We start from the raw sequence: 18233 nt of genomic DNA, 5'->3' as shown, positions 1-18233 counted from the left end.
AGCCGCTAAAAGCGACTTTTGTTATTGATACCAATGATTTCAAACTATTTAGTCACTTTTATTGGTACATATAAAGTGTTTTCACCTCTTAATACCAAGACGGCAACGGTTTTACCAATAGCCACAGCATTGATTTGTTTATTAAATAAATCTACGCTTTGCGTTTCGCTATTATTTAAACCTAGCACTACGTCACCACGGCGTATACCTGCCTGAGCAGCAGCTCCAGTGCTGTCCGTGACTAACAAGCCATTTTTACCGTTTAATTTTTTCTTTTCCAGTGGAGTTAACTCTTTTAAGGTAAGCCCAATCTTGTTAGATTCAGATTTTGGTACAGGTTTATTAATCTGCGCCGATTCTGTACGCTCAGATGGCATTTCACCTATACCCATACTCAGCGTTTGAGTAACGCCTTTACGCATTAACTCAACTGAGACTATCTTACCTGGTTTAGTGGAACCAACAGCTCTTGGCAAATCTGCCGAAGTTGTAATTACTTTGCCATCAAACTTGGTGATTACATCCCCCACTAATAAACCACCTTTATCTGCAGGGCCATTTTTCTCTATGCCCGCTACTAATGCGCCATTGGTATTTTTTAAGTTAAAAGACTCAGCAAGTTCTTTAGTGATTTCTTGAATAGCGATACCTAGCCAGCCGCGAGTAATTTTTCCAGAGGCCTTCAACTGATTTGAAATATCAATTGCTACGTCAATTGGAATACTGAATGACAAACCCATTGAACCGCCACTACGACTGTAAATTTGTGAATTAATGCCTACCACCTCACCTGCTAAGTTAAATAGCGGGCCGCCTGAATTACCGGGGTTAATCGCGACATCTGTTTGAATAAATGGCACGAAGTTTTCCTGTGGCAAAGCTCGCCCTTTCGCGCTGACAATGCCCGCTGTCATGGTATTTTCCAAACCAAACGGCGAACCAATAGCCGCGACCCACTCACCTACTTTTAGTTTTGCTGGGTCACCAATATTCACTTTAGGTAAGCCTGTCGCTTCGATTTTGACTAATGCAACGTCGGTGCGTTTATCTGAGCCTATAATTTTTGCTTTAAATTCACGCTTGTCAAATAATCTAACAATCACCTCGTCTGCTTCACTTACCACGTGTGCATTCGTCAGTATGTAACCATCGCTGCTAATGATAAAACCTGAGCCTAAAGACTGCGATTTGTAATCTTGCGGAGGTACGCCTTGACCAGGCATACCTGGCAAACCTGGAATACCAAAGCGTTTAAAGAACTCTTGCATTTGCTCATCGCCTTCCAAACCAGGAAAGGGCAAGGCATTAGGATTGCCACGTATATTTTGAGTCACGCTGATGTTTACTACTTCAAAGCCGTGTTTTTCAGCAAGCTCAGTAAAATCTGGCAAGTCTTTTGCGTAAGCAATTGTATTTATTGAAGCAATTAAACCAAAACCAATGGCGGTAATCCAATTTCTTAACATCTATTCACCTCATTTAATTTTTACAAACATGATGAAAATTAATAAGCTTAAACTCTTGCTATTAAATTCCAATTTACTCATAGCTATAATTGGGCCAGTGCTGTGTTTATCAAGCTAATTTACCAATTCTGAATGATTTTCTGGCGAGTCATCCTCAGCTAAACGCAAAATAACCGCCTGATATTTTTTACTAAAAGCTACGCCCGACTTATCATGACCAATGAGATGGCCTTTGACCCATAAGAATCCGAGCACTAAACCCAATACCGCACCAATAATCACATAGAATTGGTTCTTAAATAAGTAGTCTGCTGCAAGCGTGCCAATCAACAAACCTCCTAGCGGTACTATGTAAAGATAAAATGCAGAGTTAAGTACAGCATGTTCATCTATCCCCACAACAACGCTATCTCCAACCTGAGCATTTATTTGGTTTTCAGCTGTGAAATCATGACTGTCATGCCCGAGCATTTTGCCCCAAGTGGCGTTACCACAACCACGCTTTTGACCACAAAGTCCACAAGCTGTTCGCCTTTCTATTTCTAGTGTAGCTACTGTGCCTGCGCATTTAGTTACTATTGCGTATTCTTCTATCATGGCAATATTTTATTACTTTTAAATGAATTTAAAGAGGATTTAAACTGATTAATGACTGAGATATAAGGGCTTATTTAACAAAAACTACCGAGTTTGCAATGGCTGCAACGGTAGCTTCAGGCACTTCACCCAACACGGTAACTTGCAAATAACCTACTACACTGGAATAAAAACTAGTATTACCTACAACGCTGTGACCCGACCTAGGTTTAATTCCATTTGTTACTGGTTCAATAAATAATGATACCGAAGCTAAGCCATCCGAGAACACCACATGGGTCACTGGTAAAGGCTTACCTTGCACCACACGTAACATTTGATCAACTTTATAATAGCCCGCAGGCAAGTCCTTCAACATCCAGTGAGGGCTGGGGTTAAAGTCAGCTTGAGTAGGCACCTCATCCTCCATCACATAGTTTTTCTTGTTATCAATTTGTGGTTTAAACCAATCTAGATCAACAGAGTTCACTAAGTTAACTTGGGTGAAGGAAATACTATCCATCATTTCATTACGACCATTAAACATCACAGACTTTAATATCAAACCATATTCTGTATCTATCCAGAAACGATAACTGTAACGCAGATTGTCTTTCGGTACTAAAAACAATATCTGCGCTTCACGACCTGCCACCCGTTCTATATCACCAGTGCGCAAAGTGTAGCTTTGCTTAACTATAGATAGATTTACCGGCAAAACTGCGGGAAACATGTTTTGCCCCCTACGTTTCTCGATGACTATTTTTTCATTTTTAGGGTTATAAATGATCAAATCGCCGCCTTGACTAAGCACCTCCCGAGGCGAACCATCAAGCAGCACATTGCGGGCATATTCATTTTGACCATCAAAAAAATGTTTAATTTGAACTGATTTAGATTGTTGACCCGACTGACAAACGAATATACCTTGATAACTTAAGGCATGAGCAGCTAAAGCGGCTTTCTGTAGTATCTGCCATTTCTCATCGTCTGCAGCAGCGAGTACGCTTTGACACGCACCAGATAATCCGCTGGCTACCAAGCAAGCTAAAACAAAGCCTCTCATTCGCATTACTCGGTATAGCTAGCTGATTGAATATAATAGGAACTGGCTGAAGGTGCAGAAGCTTGATGTGCCATTAAATATTCAACTGGAACATCTTGTTCATTTGTTACAGGCAAAAGAACTGTCTCTTGTGGAATTGCCGCATGAGCCACCATGTTAGGAGTTGCTTGATTGCCCACTTGATTTTGCAATACCATCCAACCTACTACCATTACTGCGGCACATGAAGCCGCAACTGACCAAATCCGAGGAAAATTAGTGGCTTGCTTTTTAACTGCCACATCATTTGACTCATCTTTCTCGTCAAATAATTTAGGGTCGTTGGCCCATGCTGCATTTGGAGACAGTACGGTAGGTTCTAAATCAATTAGTGCCATTAAGTTTTGTTTAAAGTTAGGGCTCAACGCATTTGCCCCGCGCATTACATCGCCAATTAAATGATATTGGCTCCAAACCTCGCTAGAGTAGCCATTGGTCTGCATCCCTGCCATCAAATGCTCAGCATCTTCTAAGGCAAATTCATCATCCAATAATGCGGATATTTGTTCGGTCATTTTTTACTCCAAAATCTCATGCGTTAATCTAATACTTTGTATCTTAGAAAGTCTTAAAAAATACTTCTCACTTAATGCTAATTTTTTTCACGTTAAATCTTACTACCACCTTTTATTATCAGGCGTATCTAAAAGTGGTTTTAATTTTAATGAAATAGTGTCGCGCGCCCTAAAAATACGTGATCTTACTGTACCAATTGGGCAATTCATAATCGTTGCGATTTCTTCATAACTTAAGCCTTCAATCTCACGCAAAGTAATCGCTGTGCGTAGCTCCTCAGGCAAGCTGGCTACTGTGTCATTCACAGTTTGTGCTATTTGCTTGGTCATCATGGATGACTCTGGCGTTTCCATTGTGCGCAACTCATCACCATCTTCAAAGTTTTCCGCATCTTCAATTTCAACGCCAGTGCTAACGGTTGGCCTGCGCCCCATAGAAACTAAGTAGTTTTTTGCAGTATTAATGCCAATGCGGTACAGCCAAGTGTAAAAAGCACTATCACCACGGAAGTTTGGTAATGCGCGATAGGCCTTAATAAAGGTATCTTGCACAATGTCTTCAATTTCGGATTGATCCCGAACCATGCGAGATAATAGGCGCGCCAACTTACGCTGATATTTATCCACCAACATACCAAACGCACGCTTATCGCCGCGCTGTGCACGCAGCACTAGCTCGTGGTCGATTTCGCGATTTCCAGATATTGGATTAACGGCCACTACGCTTAAATTCCCTTTAGGTTTAGTCTGCTTAGTTGTAAGCTCATTTGTATTTTTCTCACCCAAGCTGTTTTCATATTTCGCAGTATAACCTTGCGCAGCAGGTTGCACTAAACTTTGTATTAAGTTTAATTGGGTAAATTCGACTACGTTTCCGATCCGCATCATTAAGTTTCCTCTCAGCAACGATACAAAACTACAATTTATTTGTTTACTAGTGTTTTACTACGTTTATTTAAGCTTATCTATTGCCTATTTTAAAGACAGCGATACACTCTCATTAGTTCCAGAATTTGTTCCAAATACGGCATTTCATTTACTCAAAATACTCAACTAAAAATACTATGCAGCAATTTGATGTACTTATTATTGGCAGCGGTCTTGCTGGCTTAACTTTAGCGTTGCGAACCGCAGAACATAAGAGTGTATGCATAGTCAGCAAACGTAGTATTAATGATACTGCCAGCGATTGGGCGCAAGGTGGCATTGCTGCCGTCCTCAATGATGAGGATTCGGTAGAAAATCATGTACGAGATACTTTAGTCGCAGGCGGCGGTTTATGCGATGAAGCAGTGACAAGAATGGTAGCTGAGCATGCTAAAGAATCGGTAGAGTGGCTGATTGAACAAGGCGTAGGCTTTACTCGTGAACATGACAATTCTGGCTACCATTTAACGCGTGAAGGTGGCCACAGCCACCGCCGTATTATTCATGCGGCTGATACGACGGGGCATGCTGTACAAATGACGCTTTCAGATAAAGTGAAGCAACATCCAAACATCACTTTAATGGAGTATCACATTGCGGTTGATTTAATTACCACTAGCAAAATCAATCAAAATAAAGTGGGCAGTTTAAATAAATCGGAAAGTTCGAAAATTGAATCGACCGACAATAACACTTGTTTAGGCGCTTACGTACTAGATAAAAGCACGGGTAAAGTACTCACGATTGCCGCTCAGAACACTGTTTTAGCCACAGGTGGCGCGGGTAAGGTATATCTCTACACCACTAATCCAGACATTAGCACTGGTGATGGCATTGCCATGGCATGGCGTGCAGGTTGCCGTGTGGCAAACATGGAATTTATACAATTTCACCCAACTTGCTTATTTCACCCGCACGCTAAATCATTTTTAATTAGCGAAGCGGTTCGCGGTGAAGGTGGTTTATTAAAACTAGCCGATGGCACAAGATTCATGTTTGACCATGATGAACGCTTAGAGCTCGCCCCGCGTGATGTGGTGGCGCGCGCTATTGACTTTGAAATGAAAAAGCGCGGTTTAGATTGTGTCTATTTAGATATATCCGATAAACCGCTCAGCTTTATTCAAGAGCACTTCCCCAATATCTACAAACGCTGTTTAGAGTTTGGTATCGATATCAGCAAAACGCCCATTCCAGTAGTGCCTGCAGCACACTACACCTGCGGCGGCATCATGACAGACGACAAAGCCCGCACAGACATTGCCAATTTATATGCCGTAGGTGAAACCGCTTGCACAGGCTTGCATGGAGCAAATCGCCTCGCAAGTAACTCATTGCTTGAATGCTTGGTGTTTAGTCAGTTGGCAGCAAAAAATATTCTCAGCCAGCCAACGAAACCCTCGCCATCATTACCTTATTGGGATGAAAGTCGCGTGACCGATGCGGATGAAGAAGTGCTGATTACGCATACGTGGGATGAGTTACGCCGCTTTATGTGGAACTACGTGGGCATTGTACGTACAGACAAACGTCTAAGTCGCGCCTTGCATCGTATTCATATGCTACGTGATGAAGTGTATGAGTTCTACAGCAACTTTAAAATCAGCAACGACTTAATCGAGCTACGAAACTTATTGCAAGTGGCTGAACTCATTGTGGAAAGCGCTATCTCCCGCAAAGAAAGCCGCGGTTTACATTACAGCAAAGACCATACAAACTTAGAAGCCGAACCTATCCACACTGTGCTAGAACCCTCTAATTATGACAGCTTGCTAGACAATGAATGAGACATATCAATACATTTGGCAAATAAAGAGCATCCGCATTGATATTTAGGATTTGTTTCAACTGCATTTTCTTATGGCTGGGTATCGCAACAACCCATGCTGAAGAAAGTATTCACAATGCCCCTAATGAAAAAGTAACTTACGTAAAAGTTACCTGGGTTTATGACGGCGATACCGTAAAGCTGCGTCATATTTCAACAAATGATTCACAAAAAGAATTCAAATTACGCTTAACCGACATTGACGCCCCTGAGCGCAACCAAAGCTACGGTTTGAAATCTCGCCGCGCACTCATGAAACTCTGCAAAGGCAAAAATATGATTGTTACCGCACAAATATCTGGTACAGACAAATATCAGCGTTCCGTAGGTCGATTAGAATGCAACGGTATTGATGCAAGTTACTACCTTGCCGAACACGGCTTGGCTTGGTTTTATAAACAATATTCTAACGATAAGGCAATCGAAAATGCCGCTAAAAATGCTCGTCAACTCACGCTTGGACTTTGGGCAGATTCCAATCCTATAGCACCATGGGATTGGCGACATCAGCATTTAAATTACTAGAATTTAACTTGCCATTATTTGAATCAACCATCGATTCATAGTTGTAACAATCAAGTAAATAGTTTGTAAGTTGTTGATATTAATAGAGCCATTTTTCCGAATACCAATCCACTTTTTACTGACTTATTCACACCACTTAAAGCTTTACATTAAGTAACACAAATAACTCACACTAATCCAGACGATAAACGTAACTATTTGATTTATATTGATAAAATTTAGTGGTTACTATTTATACGATTTTTACAAAAGCCTTATAAAACGCCATGTTACAGTTACATATCACAGATAATCACAGAGTTATCCACAGATATTGTGGAAAGCACTTTTGTTACAAATACTATTAAATTAGTCAATCTTTTATTTAAAATATTTGAGATTTTTCTTTTAAACCATTAAGTTTATTTACTTAACAATCCATTTAATCTGATAATGCAGACAATAACTAGAACAAATAAAAAGGTGTTCAATGGGTTTAATGCAGGAATTCCAAAAAGCAGATATTTCTGTTAACCGCCTTGGCGATTTAATGGATGCTCACCGCAGATCAGTTTGCGCAAACCATTAACCAACTTAAAAGGCAAAGTCACCATTCTGTTTATTACGCATCAGATACCGAAGTTATTACGCATCAGATACCGAAGGGATTGGCGGTGGATGAGGCGGTGTTGTTGGGGAAAGAAACGGCAACAGAAAATCAAGTGAGTGCAAACGGTGAAGAAATGGCAGATAAATGATTCAGATTAACAATGATGGTGGTGTGGCGAATAATAATCACTGGAGAATGACAGCATGAGCATGATACAAAAGTTAACAAGCATGTTGGGCTTTACAAGTGCAGTCCAACCTACGCGGGCTTTATTCTTAATGATAGCGGTGCTATTGACGGGAGCTTGTATGCGAAATGACGCAGCCATTCCAAAAGAGGGTGACGTTGTAACATGGATGCAAAACTCAGCACTCATCATTAGAGCCGAACTAGGGCAACGGCGCGAGCATATACCACGCAAAATTGATGATTTAATCTATGAGCCTGAATATGAGATGTTTATTGGTCAGTTTCCTATTGCTTATGTACCAGAGCGTTTTCCAAAGTTTACCGAAGCAGAGCGCGTGGCTTTTGAAGCCGAGTATGCAAAGAAGTTGCACGGGGTAAAAGACATGCATGACATTGAGTTTAGTTTGATGTTGAATGGAGCTAAGGAGAAGGCGACGGACCAAGTAGGGACTCGCTCAGAACTAGACGATATCAATCAAGTAAAAGTGCAGATTAAGGGTGCTGATCCTAACTACACAACAAAGGGCAGGCGCGAATATTTTATAAAATCCAAAAATGGTCGTTACGATAAAAAGCTATCAGAAGCGTATGGCATAGATTGCTATACGCTTAATGGCGACTCATTTGGTAGGTTTTTGTGTTACGGGGAATCTAGTAACAAGGCAGTTTCTGGTGTTTTTTTTGCTAGGCATGCTGACGGGGGTGTGGCTGGAGAGTTTTGGGAGCCTATCTATGGTGGAATCCATGTTGAGTGGCATACCCATATTCAAAATTTGAAGCATTGGAGGGAAATAGATGCAGCAATCTGGCGTTTATTGGAAACGTGGAATATTTCACCTTTAGTAAGTCCTAATCAACAATAAATTAGTAAAAAAGGATATTTTCATGGCTATTGTATTAACGTCTGCTCAACTTAACAAAATCAATGATTTAGCCCGCGTAGGGCGCAATAACTGAAAGGCATTGCGCCGTATGAGAATTTACTTTGGTGCAATGCGCTTCGCTTATTGACACCCTACAAGGCATTGTGCCGTTTGAGAGTTTACTTTGGCGCAATACGCTACGCTATTGTCACCCCTCTTCGCTTGATACCGTATTACAACGGAATGATAACTATGTAGTCTGACATAACATCAAAAATTAAGTCACCATTTAAAACTAGCCATTGACTAGCTTTAATTGAAATTCACCGTATAATACAAATTCCCTATGCCAACCAATCTGCGTAGCGGTCCTTAACCTTAATCTTCTTGATTTACATATCATTCGAATGATTATTATATTTGCCTACCTCGATTGGTGTTGCTTCATAAGTAATAGGTCGGCTTAAATTCAAGCTGGAGCTTTATACTTTGACAATTGAAACAACACTTAACTTTAACGAGTTAGGCTTATCTGAACCCATTTTGCGTGCGATTAACGACGCTGGCTATACCACCCCAACCCCAATTCAATCTAAAGCGATACCGCAAGTATTAAGCGGTGGCGATTTATTGGCGGGCGCACAAACAGGTACGGGCAAAACCGCTGGTTTTACCTTACCAATTTTACATATACTCAGCCAAAAGCCGTTGAGCGAAGTGGTAAAAGGTCGCCCACGCTGTTTAATGCTAACGCCAACACGCGAGCTAGCTGCTCAGATTGAAGAATCTGTAAAAACTTACGGTAAATACTTGCCGCTGACTTCTACCGTGATATTTGGTGGCGTAAATGCCAACCCACAAATCGCGCGTTTGAAAAAGCCGCTGGATATTTTAGTCGCCACACCAGGCCGTTTGCTTGATCACGCAGGTGAGAAAAATGTAGATTTATCAGGCATTGAAATTTTAGTGTTAGACGAAGCTGACCGCATGTTAGACATGGGCTTCATTCGCGACATTAAAAAAATATTGGCAATGTTGCCTAAACAACGCCAGAACTTATTGTTCTCTGCCACTTTTTCAGACGAAATTAAAGCCTTAGCTGATGGCTTATTGCATAACCCTGGCTTTGTTGAAGTAGCGCGTCGCAACACGGCATCTGAGCTTGTTGAACAAACTGTACACATGGTTGCACAAGGCCACAAACGTCAGCTCATGAGCCATCTCATTGTGCAAAATGATTGGAAACAAGTATTAATATTTACTCGTACCAAACACGGCGCGAATCGTTTAGCCGAAAAACTAGTGAAAGACGGCATTCAATCTGCCGCCATTCATGGTAACAAAAGCCAAAGCGCACGTACCAAAGCATTAGCGCAATTTAAAGATGGCTCAATGCGTGTGTTGGTTGCCACAGATATTGCAGCGCGTGGCTTAGATATTGACCAATTACCGCAAGTAGTGAATTTTGAATTGCCAAACGTACCAGAAGATTATGTGCATCGTATTGGCCGTACAGGCCGTGCAGGTAGCAGCGGTGCGGCGGTTTCATTAGTAGACCGCGAAGAGTTGAAACTGCTTAAAGATATTGAAAAGTTAATCAAACGCGAGATTCCAAAAGTGCATGTGGAAGGTTTTGTGCCCTCAGACAAGCCAGAGCCAGAAGCACCACGCTCAACGCAAGCACATGGTAGACCGCCACGCGGTGAAGTTAAAGGGCAGCAACGCAAAGCGCATGTGCCAGCGAATGCTGAAAGCAATGGCGCCAACCCAAATGCTGGTCGCAATCAAAACCGAGGCAATGGACAGCGCGATGGTCAACCTAATGGACAACGCAACGGCCAAGCCCCTAACAGAAACGGCGCTCAAGTTAATGGCGAAAGCCGTGCGCCACAAGGCAACAAAGCTAGACCTGCACAAAGCGCAAACACAAAGAACATGTCTGAAGCAGCGCGCCACCAAGCGATGCCTCAATCGGCTTTATTTGCGCCACCAAGCCCGAGTCGCCATCAGCCTAATCGCCAAAATGCAGCGCGCCCTAGCGAAAATCGCGGCAATGCTGGTAGAACGAATACCAACCCGAATAGCACCCACAGAACGGGTGGCAGAGGTCGTTAATTCTAGCTGTCACATTGAACACTTAAAATTAAACAAGCAATACAAAAATAGATTAAAATTTCAACAAACAAATTTCAGAGTTTGCAATTACAAACTCCAATTTAAAACTTTAGCTTAGGACAAGGATAGGATACACCATGCAAATTGCCATGAACACTGTAGTAACAATGACTTACGAACTTAAAGATGCTGATGGCAATGTGCTTGAATCTAGCACTGACCCAGTAGCGTATTTGCACGGCGGCTACGATAATATTTTCCCAAAAGTGGAAGAAGCTATGCACGGCAAAAATGTTGGTGACTCAGTAGTGGTAGATTTGCAACCAGTAGACGGCTTTGGTGAATACGACGAAGAGTTAGTACAGATCGAGCCAGCAAGCGCTTTCCCTGCTGATGAATTAAAAGTTGGTATGCAGTTTGAAGGCGAAGACGAAACTGGCGAAGTGATTTTATACACAGTCACTGAAATCGCCGATGGCAAAGTTATTGTGGACGGCAACCATCCTTGGGCTGGCGAGCGTTTGGTATTTACAGCGACGGTTACAGATGTTCGCGTAGCCAATAAAGAAGAAGTGACACACCAACATGTGCACGGCGCAGGCGGTCATCACCACTAAGAAGTTTTAAGACCTCGAATTAAACCATTCGAATAAGTTAAAAAAGCACTCTTGATGAGTGCTTTTTTATTGCTTCTCTTACAGACTAAACAAAAGTTTTTAGGTGATAAAGTACTTCTAACGCTTGCTTGGGCGTCAAATCATCAGGGTTGATGCTCTCTAATTCAATAACAGCTGGATGCAAAATAATATCTGGCGCAATTGTATCACTTGCAAATAAATCTACTTGAGCATTGTTACTGGCCACATTTTGATTCTCAAGCTGTAATAATTTTCGCTTAGCACTTGCTACCACTGATTTTGGAATGCCCGCTAATTGAGCTACTTGTAGACCATAACTTTGATTTGCCGCGCCCTCTTCAACCTTATGCATAAACACGATATTGCTGCCATGCTCAACTGCATCAAGATGTACGTTTGCAGCATGCTTAAACTCATCGACAATACGCGTCAGCTCAAAGTAATGTGTAGCAAATAATGTGTAGCTGCGGTTTTTTTCTAGCAACTGCTTCGCCACAGCCCAAGCCAAGCTTAAGCCATCAAAGGTCGAAGTACCACGGCCAATTTCATCTAACAACACCAAGCTTTTATCTGTGGCGTTATGAAGAATATTTGCCGTTTCTGTCATTTCCACCATAAATGTGGAACGACCACCTGCTAAATCGTCAGATGCGCCGATTCGCGTCATAATGCGGTCAATTTCGCCAATTTTTGCAGAGCTTGCTGGAACGTAACACCCACAATGCGCCAATAATACGATGAGCGCGGTTTGCCGCATAAAGGTTGATTTACCACCCATATTCGGGCCAGTAATGAGCAACAACTGGCGATAAGGGTTTAGGACAACATCGTTGGCAATAAACGGTTGGGCCGACATTTGGCTTGCGCTTATGCTTTCCACCACAGGGTGACGACCATTCACAATTTGAATGCCAGCCTCTGTAATAAATTCTGGCGCAACATAATTGAGCGTTTCAGCACGTTCAGCAAAACAACCTAACACATCTAAGCTAGCAACCGCACCTGCATTAGTTTGCAGTGCGATGATAAACGGCATCAATTTTTCTAACACTTCAGCAAAAAGTAACTTTTCACGCGCGAGTGCACGGTCATTGGCGCTCAACACCTTATCTTCAAACGCTTTAAGTTCCGGCGTGATAAAGCGTTCAACATTTTTTAGCGTTTGGCGACGACGATATTCGGCGGGCGCAGTTTCCGCTTGCGTGCGGCTCATTTCAATATAAAAACCGTGCACGCTGTTGTATTCAACTTTTAAATTGTTAATACCAGTGCGTGCTTTTTCGGCTGCTTCATATTGCAATAGAAATTCGCCGTGATTATTTTGCAATGCGCGTAATTCGTCCAACTCGGCATCATAGCCGTCAGCAATCACGCCACCTTCACGCAACACAACGCTTGGTTCGGCCTTAATAGCAGTGCTAAGCAAACTCACAACGGCATTCGGCGCAGTTAAGCTGGAGCCCAATGTTTGCAATAAACTGGTTTGCGAACTTTGTAATTGCGTTTGCAATAGAGGTAATTGCTGCAAACTTGCAGACAAGCCTGACAAATCTCTCGGTCTAGCAGTTTTCAGCGCAATACGGGCGGTAATGCGTTCTATATCGCCTATATTTTTTAGCGGCAACATTGTGTAACTATTATTCTGAATTAACTCAGCCACTGCCTCATGGCGCTTCATTACCAAGTTTCTATCTTGTAATGGGTGATGCAACCAATGGCGCAAAAGCCGCGCACCCATGGCTGTTTGCGTGGTATTAAGCAATGAATACAAGGTGGGGCTAGCTTCGCCACGTAGCGTCATGTCAATTTCTAAATTGCGGCGCGTAGCGGCATCTAGCTGAACATACGCACTCGTCACTTCTACCGAAATGGCATTGATGTGCGGCAAAGTAGTGCGCTGTGTGTGCTTAACATAGTCAAGCAAAGCGCCCGCTGCGCAAATAGCTGGATTAAGACTGGCGCAGCCAAACCCATTTAAATCGTAAGTGTTGAGCTGTTTAGTGAGCGTATTAAAAGCGCTGTCAAAATCAAATTGCCAAGGGCTTAAACGCTTTTTAGCAACTTTACTTAAACCAATTGCCGCGTGCTGAAAATCGTCCGTCAGCAAAATCTCACTGGGTGCGATGCGCTCAATCTCCTGGCCTAATAGCCCGACGGCAATTTCGCTTAAAACAAAAGCGCCAGAAGCGAGATTCAAACGCGCTAAACCTATCACGCCGTCTGCTTGAAATATGCTAAGAAGCTGGTTATCGCGAGATTCATCAAGCAAGGCGGTGTCAGTTAAAGTACCAGGCGTTAAGATGCGTGCTACTTGCCTATCAACGGGGCCTTTACTGGTTGCGGGGTCGCCAATTTGCTCACAAATAGCCACCGCTTCACCTAGCTTAGCCAACTTAGCCAAGTAACCTTCAGCCGCATGATATGGAACGCCCGCCATTTTAATCGGCTGACCATTACTGCTTCCGCGCTGCGTTAATGTAATACCAAGTAAGCGCGAGGCCTTTTCAGCATCTTCAAAAAACAACTCATAAAAGTCGCCCATGCGATAAAACAACAACATGTCAGGATGCTGTGCTTTCAGGGCAAGATATTGGCGCATCATGGGCGTATGAGTAGCGGTTGATTCTGCCGGACTGGTGGTTTGTTGGGGCTTACTCATGATTAACTGTAATTTTATCAGTCGATTTTTTAGGTGGGAAAATAAACTCACCTGGATGCTGGTTTAATCTTGTTGCTAAATTACCGAGCAATAATCGCCATTGTTTAAAGCGAACCTTGCGCGACTTCATAGCCACATAAAGCGCCAAGCTAAAACTTACGGCAAGATTTACAAAGCCGATTAACGCCAAGCTCAATGCAATATAAGCGACAGCTTGCCAACTTAACATAAAGTCTAATGCAACCGCGGAATACCCAGCATACGCCGATGAAAAAGTAATATGCCTAATATCAAACGGCAAACCAAATAGCACCCCTATCGCGGTCATTCCGCCTAATAAACAACCAAAATAAAAGTTACCTGCCAACGCACCTAAATTGTTTTCCACATAGTTGGCCACGCGATTAAGGCGCGCAATACCTAATATTTTTTGCAAACCAGCGACAGCACGTAAGCGCTGAGGAATTTTGTTATAAATCGCCAAGTTGTCGTGATAACCCGCAATCAAGCCTGATAAAAACAAACAAATGCCCGCCACTGCAGCATAAAATAAAGAACCACTACGGATAGGATCGATATCTGCTATTAGAATATTTGCTTTTTCTACCGTTATGAAATGTTGCCCTGTAAAGTGCAGCACACCCCAACCAATCAATATCGCGATGGGAATAACCAACACAACATTACCTAAAATTGCGACAATTTGGCTGCGCATAGTGTTTGCAATCATCGCCACTAAATTATCCATCTCCTTAGACTTGCTATCAGTCGCATCAATGCTTGCGGCAATTGCCGCCGCCGTCATGGCTGGCTGCTTAGTCGCTACAGTAAAATGTAATATGTGTATTAAAATAAAACCTAAGCCATAATTTAAACTAAACAAAATAGCCTCGGTGAGCGGTGCCATATGTTGTTTAGCCAGTAATATCTTAATCATCGACATAAAAGCGATAATCACCCCCGCGCCCATGGCAGAGCGCATTAATGCATAATATTCTTTACGATTACCTGTGATGTAATGCTCTCCTGCGCGACTTGCATTTTCAGTGACACGTAGCGCCATCACTTCCATGTTCTCACGCAAGTGTTCACTTACATCGTTTTTATGGCACTCGCTATAAACCAATTCTTTAAAAAGTTTTATGATTTTTAAATTCGCATTGGAGCCAGCAACGTTATCAATAACTTCTTGTTGAATTGCCTTTTCATTAATGCTTATATGGTCAAGAATTTCTAACAGCATTTCAAGCCTAGTGACTTGTTGTGCCATGCCTTGCAACATAAAAGTGAGCTGTATACTGGTGCCAATGACTGCACTATTACGGCGAATTTTCATGACCACTTCACTACACTGATTTAACATCACTAAAATATGCTTAATATCAGTGTCGTTACTTTTTGAATTCAACTCATCAGTATTAGCTTCTGGTGAGGCTAAAAACTTAGCTAATTCTATTTGTTGCGCAATAAAAGGTGAAGTGTGTTGTTCAAGTTCAGGGTGGTTGCGAAGCAACTCAGGCTCTAAGCCCAGTGCCGCTATTCGGTAGGAAAGTACTTGCGTCGCCGCCAGAAAATTCTGCCTGCAAGATTCAATGATAGGCTGTGTAACTAGATTAGTCGGCTCATCGAAGCCTATGGCAATAATCAGTTTTTCCCAAACCTCATTAGGGACAGCCTGAACCCATATCTCGTCGCTAGTTTTAGTGAAAAAACATGCGAATAAATCTAGCAGATATGTTTCGTCGACGGCTTCCGGTAAAAGTTTATGCCCTATCCGCCTTCGCATTTCAGTAAAAAAGCCTGAAAATGCAGAATGACGAGACACCAAGAACAAGGAAATGGGTTTATGTTCACTTAATAGTCTTAAGATCGCCTCACGCAACTGACTCGCTTTTTCAGGATGACTATTGAGCAAATAGCAAAGTGCTTGAATCGCTTTAATAGCAGCTTCCACCTGATGTGGTTTTGGCGGCCTTATTTCAGCGATTAATCTTGCAATAAACTTAGCGGTTGATTGCGGCGAATAAACAGATTCGTTTATATGCCGCTCGAACACGTTTTCTATCATTTTTATTTAGGCGTTTTCAAGTCATCTGTTAAATGTGGACTTAAAGTTTGCAACATTTGTGAGAATACTTTTGGGTTAGCCGCAACGATATTGCCCGTTTTAAGCCATGATTCATTACCCTCAAAATCGCCTACAATACCGCCAGCTTCTTGCACGATTAAACCACCAGCGGCGATATCCCAAGGTGACAGATCAATTTCCCAAAAACCATCATACCAACCGACTGCCACGTAGGCTAAATCTAATGCAGCTGAACCAGGGCGACGAATACCTGTGGTTTTCTTAATCATGTCTTTCAACATATCCATGTAAGTATCTAGATGGGTGAAATCACGGAAAGGGAAACCAGTACCGATAATGGTATCTTGCAGTTTAGTACGCTGAGATACGCGAATGCGCTTGTCATTTAAGAACGCGCCACGACCTTTGGTTGCTGTAAATAAGTCGTTGCGATTTGGGTCATACACCACAGCGTGTGTTAATACGCCACGCTCTTGCAAAGCGATTGAGATGCAATACTGCGGCATGCCATGTAAAAAGTTGGTGGTGCCATCTAAAGGATCAATAATCCAAATGAAATCAGACTCAGAATTCGATTCACCGCTCTCTTCACCTAAAAAACCATGCGTAGGATACAAATCTTTCAGCATGTCGATAATAGCGTTTTCTGCGGCTTTATCTACTTCAGTGACAAAATCATTGTAAGTTTTGGTTTGAATTTTTAGTGAGCCTACGTCTTCAGAGGCACGTGTAATAATATTGCCAGCGCGGCGTGCAGCTTTCACTGCATTGGATAACATAGGATGCATATTTTCTCGAATCTTTGTTGGTAGTCTGTTGCTTTAACCTGTTTTGGATAGGATTTAGGCTAAATGTAGCTTAGTCATAAATAAATTTCAATGACTTAAGCTTAAAGTCATGTTAAAGAACTGATAAGTCAGCATTTTAATACTTTTTCGCTTATTCACCAATCAACATGTTAAGCATTCACTTGCTCAGCGATTTCTATGATTAATGTTGACGTGAGCAAGATTAAAGCTTGGATATAAACCTAAACTTTAAGGCGGGGGCAATTGCATAATCGGTTTACTTCGTATTTTATCGGCTAGCACTTGTGATTCAGACTTTCTTTTTTCCACATACTGCAATAGGTTTTGAAGTTTAGCCGCGGAAGGTAATGCGGGGTCATTAGGTAATTGTGATAATTGCTCAAAACTTTGTTCGTAGGGTTCGCTAATAGCTTCATCTATATGCTCGGCTAAAGAATCAAACGTGGCTTCACCATTATTGCCTTCATGCATAATTTGTAACCAAGAACGATTAATGGCCTGATCTTTTAATAAGAACTCGTCTACTTTCTTACGCACGAGCAATTCATCACTCCAACGATACTTAGGCGTTGGAATATTTATTACTAAAATCACAAAGGCCAACACAATAGCACCGCCGGCTAATAACCTAGTATTGCGTGCAATAGTCTTAACTTCGAAGGATTGTGAGAACACGATACTACTTAAAATACCCGTCAAAAATCCGCCTATGTGGGCAGAATTATCAATCCCTGGCACAATAAAACCAAAGATGATGGTTGCAACAGAAAACACTGAAGCGCCCCAGAACAACCAGCGGAATTCATGCCTCGTCAGCGATTTTCGTTCAAGCCAAAGAAAAGTCAGTAGCGCACCGTAAACGCCAAAAATAGCGCCTGACGCACCGCCAGATACTGCGGAATCACCTTGAATAACAAGCGACACCAAGTTGCCAGATAAGCCACTGAGCATATAGATGCACGCAAACCGAAGATGCCCGTACATGCGTTCAACCAATTGCCCTGCATCCCACAGAGACCAAACATTTATCAGTAAATGAATGACGCCAAAATGCAAGAACATCGCCGTACCCAAACGCCACCATTCGCCATCTTGCGTTGCGGGACCAAAATTAGCGCCCCAAGCCAACTGAATAGCATTGGGCGAATGCCAAATACCTGCTCCATTTAATAACATCGCTGCAAAAACAAGAATATTAGCCGCAATAATTAGCTTGGTAATAGCGACTTGGGGTACACGAGTTTTTAAGGATAAGTGAAGTGGTTGCATGTGCTAAATGGTTACTAGGAAACTATGAGTCTAATTCTAATGATTTAAATATACGCATTATTCATAAACGC

At 42.2% G+C, this 18233-nt stretch carries 15 protein-coding genes; 6 read left to right on the top strand and 9 right to left on the bottom strand.

All coding sequences use genetic code 11. The annotated features are described in order from the left end of the window. Positions 1–44: 44 nt before the first annotated feature. The 5 genes from PSV17_RS02720 to rpoE all read right to left on the bottom strand — a co-directional run bounded on the left by PSV17_RS02720 (position 45) and on the right by rpoE (position 4382). On the bottom strand, positions 45–1466 hold the full coding sequence (locus tag PSV17_RS02720) for a DegQ family serine endoprotease (protein WP_300479442.1): 1422 nt from the start codon (positions 1464–1466) through the stop codon (positions 45–47). Between the two features lie 114 nt (positions 1467–1580). After that, the gene (locus PSV17_RS02715; RefSeq protein ID WP_300479439.1) at positions 1581–2063 is read right to left on the bottom strand and encodes a SoxR reducing system RseC family protein; all 483 of its coding nucleotides are present in this window, start codon (positions 2061–2063) and stop codon (positions 1581–1583) included. A gap of 70 nt (positions 2064–2133) precedes the next feature. Further along, positions 2134–3108, bottom strand: coding sequence for a MucB/RseB C-terminal domain-containing protein (locus PSV17_RS02710; protein ID WP_366910271.1), 975 nt, complete (start codon positions 3106–3108; stop codon positions 2134–2136). A gap of 5 nt (positions 3109–3113) precedes the next feature. Continuing rightward, positions 3114–3662 (bottom strand): sigma-E factor negative regulatory protein, encoded by a 549-nt coding sequence (locus tag PSV17_RS02705; RefSeq protein ID WP_300479433.1) that lies wholly within the window; start codon positions 3660–3662, stop codon positions 3114–3116. A gap of 102 nt (positions 3663–3764) precedes the next feature. Next, positions 3765–4382, bottom strand: coding sequence for an RNA polymerase sigma factor RpoE (gene rpoE, locus PSV17_RS02700; protein WP_300479960.1), 618 nt, complete (start codon positions 4380–4382; stop codon positions 3765–3767). A gap of 344 nt (positions 4383–4726) precedes the next feature. Here rpoE and nadB point away from each other — a divergent pair, with 344 nt between their 5' ends. From nadB to PSV17_RS02670, 6 genes are all read left to right on the top strand, one after another. Next, positions 4727–6376, top strand: a complete 1650-nt coding sequence (gene nadB, locus PSV17_RS02695) for an L-aspartate oxidase (RefSeq protein WP_300479430.1) — start codon at positions 4727–4729, stop codon at positions 6374–6376. Positions 6377–6414: 38 nt separating this feature from the next. Next, the gene (locus PSV17_RS02690; protein ID WP_300479428.1) at positions 6415–6942 is read left to right on the top strand and encodes a thermonuclease family protein; all 528 of its coding nucleotides are present in this window, start codon (positions 6415–6417) and stop codon (positions 6940–6942) included. Between the two features lie 533 nt (positions 6943–7475). After that, positions 7476–7679, top strand: coding sequence for a hypothetical protein (locus PSV17_RS02685; protein WP_300479426.1), 204 nt, complete (start codon positions 7476–7478; stop codon positions 7677–7679). Between the two features lie 55 nt (positions 7680–7734). After that, entirely contained in the window at positions 7735–8583 is an 849-nt protein-coding gene (locus PSV17_RS02680; protein ID WP_300479424.1) for a hypothetical protein, read from the top strand. A 489-nt stretch (positions 8584–9072) separates the two neighbouring features. Further along, positions 9073–10698 (top strand): DEAD/DEAH box helicase, encoded by a 1626-nt coding sequence (locus PSV17_RS02675; protein WP_300479422.1) that lies wholly within the window; start codon positions 9073–9075, stop codon positions 10696–10698. Positions 10699–10835: 137 nt separating this feature from the next. Further along, positions 10836–11315, top strand: a complete 480-nt coding sequence (locus tag PSV17_RS02670; RefSeq protein ID WP_300479419.1) for a peptidylprolyl isomerase — start codon at positions 10836–10838, stop codon at positions 11313–11315. An 85-nt stretch (positions 11316–11400) separates the two neighbouring features. Here the strand turns inward: PSV17_RS02670 and mutS are convergent, their stop codons facing one another. From mutS to PSV17_RS02650, 4 genes are all read right to left on the bottom strand, one after another. Next, positions 11401–13995, bottom strand: a complete 2595-nt coding sequence (mutS, locus tag PSV17_RS02665; protein ID WP_300479417.1) for a DNA mismatch repair protein MutS — start codon at positions 13993–13995, stop codon at positions 11401–11403. Next, positions 13988–16063: a site-specific recombinase gene (locus PSV17_RS02660; RefSeq protein ID WP_300479414.1), complete on the bottom strand. Its 2076-nt coding sequence runs from the start codon at positions 16061–16063 to the stop codon at positions 13988–13990. The genes mutS and PSV17_RS02660 overlap by 8 nt, the downstream gene beginning before the upstream one ends. Before the next feature lie 2 nt (positions 16064–16065). After that, positions 16066–16872 carry an inositol monophosphatase family protein gene (locus PSV17_RS02655; RefSeq protein ID WP_300479411.1) on the bottom strand — a complete coding sequence of 269 codons (807 nt, stop codon included), beginning with the start codon at positions 16870–16872 and terminating at the stop codon, positions 16066–16068. 249 nt (positions 16873–17121) lie between these two features. Further along, positions 17122–18162, bottom strand: coding sequence for a rhomboid family intramembrane serine protease (locus PSV17_RS02650; protein WP_300479409.1), 1041 nt, complete (start codon positions 18160–18162; stop codon positions 17122–17124). Positions 18163–18233: the final 71 nt, after the last annotated feature.

It is taken from the genome of Methylotenera sp., from assembly GCF_029946165.1.
In the GTDB taxonomy this organism is placed as follows: domain Bacteria; phylum Pseudomonadota; class Gammaproteobacteria; order Burkholderiales; family Methylophilaceae; genus Methylotenera.
The sequence above is the reverse complement of the archived record's forward strand: the minus strand, read 5'-3'. Positions and strand labels throughout refer to the sequence as shown.

Bases quoted from the DNA above. Each gene is read 5' to 3' on its own strand.
- PSV17_RS02660 (WP_300479414.1), bottom strand. From the start codon at position 16,063: ATGATAGAAAACGTGTTCGAGCGGCATATAAACGAATCTGTTTATTCG.
- nadB (WP_300479430.1), top strand. From the start codon at position 4,727: ATGCAGCAATTTGATGTACTTATTATTGGCAGCGGTCTTGCTGGCTTA.
- PSV17_RS02650 (WP_300479409.1), bottom strand. From the start codon at position 18,162: ATGCAACCACTTCACTTATCCTTAAAAACTCGTGTACCCCAAGTCGCT.
- PSV17_RS02670 (WP_300479419.1), top strand. From the start codon at position 10,836: ATGCAAATTGCCATGAACACTGTAGTAACAATGACTTACGAACTTAAA.
- PSV17_RS02705 (WP_300479433.1), bottom strand. From the start codon at position 3,662: ATGACCGAACAAATATCCGCATTATTGGATGATGAATTTGCCTTAGAA.
- PSV17_RS02685 (WP_300479426.1), top strand. From the start codon at position 7,476: ATGCTCACCGCAGATCAGTTTGCGCAAACCATTAACCAACTTAAAAGG.
- PSV17_RS02715 (WP_300479439.1), bottom strand. From the start codon at position 2,063: ATGATAGAAGAATACGCAATAGTAACTAAATGCGCAGGCACAGTAGCT.
- mutS (WP_300479417.1), bottom strand. From the start codon at position 13,995: ATGAGTAAGCCCCAACAAACCACCAGTCCGGCAGAATCAACCGCTACT.
- PSV17_RS02655 (WP_300479411.1), bottom strand. From the start codon at position 16,872: ATGCATCCTATGTTATCCAATGCAGTGAAAGCTGCACGCCGCGCTGGC.
- PSV17_RS02720 (WP_300479442.1), bottom strand. From the start codon at position 1,466: ATGTTAAGAAATTGGATTACCGCCATTGGTTTTGGTTTAATTGCTTCA.
- PSV17_RS02710 (WP_366910271.1), bottom strand. From the start codon at position 3,108: ATGAGAGGCTTTGTTTTAGCTTGCTTGGTAGCCAGCGGATTATCTGGT.
- PSV17_RS02680 (WP_300479424.1), top strand. From the start codon at position 7,735: ATGAGCATGATACAAAAGTTAACAAGCATGTTGGGCTTTACAAGTGCA.